This is a genomic window from Neobacillus niacini, assembly GCF_000759675.1.
Taxonomy (GTDB): Bacteria; Bacillota; Bacilli; order Bacillales; family Cytobacillaceae; genus Neobacillus; species Neobacillus niacini_A.
On record NZ_BAWM01000054.1, the window covers coordinates 1 to 2,315 of the forward strand.

3 protein-coding genes are annotated in these 2,315 nt (G+C 33.3%); 2 read left to right on the forward strand and 1 reads right to left on the reverse strand.

The window, feature by feature from the left end; genetic code table 11:
* Positions 1-263: 263 nt before the first annotated feature.
* Together TR08_RS18955 and TR08_RS18960 are read left to right on the forward strand one after the other, a co-directional pair.
* Entirely contained in the window at positions 264-461 is a 198-nt protein-coding gene (locus tag TR08_RS18955; protein ID WP_045520872.1) for a hypothetical protein, read from the forward strand.
* Positions 462-828: 367 nt separating this feature from the next.
* Positions 829-1,182 (forward strand): hypothetical protein, encoded by a 354-nt coding sequence (locus TR08_RS18960; RefSeq protein ID WP_052427530.1) that lies wholly within the window; start codon positions 829-831, stop codon positions 1,180-1,182.
* A 483-nt stretch (positions 1,183-1,665) separates the two neighbouring features.
* On the opposite strand, the gene TR08_RS18965 is transcribed toward TR08_RS18960, so the two are convergent.
* The gene (locus TR08_RS18965; protein ID WP_045520874.1) at positions 1,666-2,157 is read right to left on the reverse strand and encodes a GNAT family N-acetyltransferase; all 492 of its coding nucleotides are present in this window, start codon (positions 2,155-2,157) and stop codon (positions 1,666-1,668) included.
* Positions 2,158-2,315 lie beyond the last annotated feature (158 nt).

The following is a 2,315-nucleotide window of genomic DNA, read 5'->3' on the forward strand; positions in this document are numbered from 1 at the left end:
GCGAATGGCTAGTTCTTACTCGACGGGAATTCCACCCGCTATATGATACGACCTAGGCTCGGCCGCACACCTGCTTCGTTAGTTTAAGTACAAATCTTCACAATCTTTATAATTTATCCCTGAGATCAATGCTATAATGTGTCTAATAATGAACATAGGAGGAGATATCAATTAAAATAGATAACGAGTTTGGTGATGAGTTGGATTGGATCGAGTGTGAGGGTTGCGGTTATGACATTAGTTTTTGTGAATGTGAGAAGAGAATGAAAAAATATTCACTTTACAAAAACGGAATCCATTTATACGATTTCAAAACAATAAAAGAATGTGCCGGATGGCTTGAAAATCTTATCGGAGGATCTTTGTATCAGGGTTTAACCGGTTTGAGAGATGGATGGAAACCTATGGAACATCCACAACTATTCGGTTATGAAATCAAGTTAAATCATTTAAAGGACTGATTCATGAATAATTTTGTTGATATATTCAAAATTGATCAAAAGCTATCCTTTTCAGTATCGGGTTCTGTTGTTGAGTACAAAATTGAAAAAAGTAATGCAAAAAGGAGTTCAATTCGCATATGAATTGGACTCCTTTTAATCGTTGACATATCAATGTTTTATAGTATTAATCGCCATAAATCGTACTACAAATAGCATTGTAATTAGAAAGAGTCTGCTAAACAACAGACAATGTACTGAATTTACGTTAAAATTGATGCTAATTCGACATACTAAATAATCTTTATTCAATAACCCTAATCGGAAAAGGAATTGGTATTTTATGTTAAAATAAGCATTAAAGATGCTTTTATGGGAATGAAAAGATATGCCAATGGAACAGGAAACAATGGGTATGTTAATAGGCGGTTTTTCAATCATAATGGGTATAACTTTCATTGTTGTGTTACTATTGTTATTTTCGAAAAAGCGTAAATCATTTAGAACAGCTTATGGATTGATGATTGGGTATTTAATATTTTTTAGTTGGTCAGTTAGCCAAGCCTTAAATGCAATCAGTTTTGATGTAAATCATCCAATGGCATCTGAAGAAATATCTTTGCGTCTTGGTATCGCAGGAATTCTTTGGGCTATCAGTATGTTATTTTTAAGCCTCGGATTAATCAAATTTTCATATACCAAAAGAACTAAAGTAGAAACATCACACAAACAACACATTTAATGTCAATACTCCTTCTCAGCTATTTAAATCGTAAGCTAAACAAAATCGTGTTACACTAAACTGCTTAATTTAGCTGAATAAGAAAAAGCCACCAAGAATTTTTGGCAGCTAGATCTTCAACTCTTGAACCCTATAGTTTTAGTACATTGATGCACAAAGCTTAATTTATTTTTTATTCTTAAGTTTAATCACTGACATTATCCCCCAAGTACCTATCGATAAAGATACAGCTATTAATGCCAATACGATTAAAATACCAACTATAGTTCCCAACCTAACTATCTCTCCTTTTTACTTCTATAAAGGATGTTAACTAATCAACCAGAATAAATTTTACTTTCTTTTACTTTATAAGATATACGGTCGATTAAACACAACGTTTCAATATTTTTTATATCACTAAACTGCCCGTTAGCGGAATAAGAAAAAGAGCCGCCACCGCAGCCCCTTGTTGAACTCTTGCACCCATTAGTTCAAGATGGCTTATTTAGTTGATTTGATGATAGAATAAATGGCTTGCTCGGCTCCAAATCTGATAAATGTCCGTTCTAATTCCATACCTAATCTTTCTAAAAGCTTACAAGAGGTCTTATTTGCAGTTTGAGTTTCAGCTACTACTTTTGTAAGATTTAATTCGTTTAAAGCATAATTAATTATGCTTTGGACTACTTCTGTTGCATAACCTTTTCCCCACCAATTCGGTAATAATTGATATGAAATTTCAAGGTAAATGCCTTCGTGATGGGGGTCAAGAGAAACTAAACCAATAAAAGTATCTGTGTGTTTTTCTCTTACAGCCCAATAAAAGGAATTATCACTTGTATTAAGCATTTCGTCTAATAATACTTGTATTGCATCTTCCTGGCGGATGCCACCGAGGAATTTTCTTACTTCTGGATTTACAAATAATTTTTTCACATCAACAAAATCTGTCTTTTTGAAGGTATTAATAAAACATCTTTCTGTTTCAAACAACTAATTTCATCCCCTCAACCTTTATTTAATCTCATTTTATACTTTTACACCCTCATTTTGTTAGTTTTCCTTTATTAAACTAGTCGAGTAGAATGGAGCCTTTCTACCTTACGGTAGATTGTACTCCACCCCCTCCCAGAACCGTGCTTGCACTATTA

What these genes read in the sequence shown, in the direction of transcription:
- TR08_RS18955 (WP_045520872.1), top strand. Translation starts at nt 264, where the DNA reads ATGAAAAAATATTCACTTTACAAAAACGGAATCCATTTATACGATTTC.
- TR08_RS18960 (WP_052427530.1), top strand. Translation starts at nt 829, where the DNA reads ATGCCAATGGAACAGGAAACAATGGGTATGTTAATAGGCGGTTTTTCA.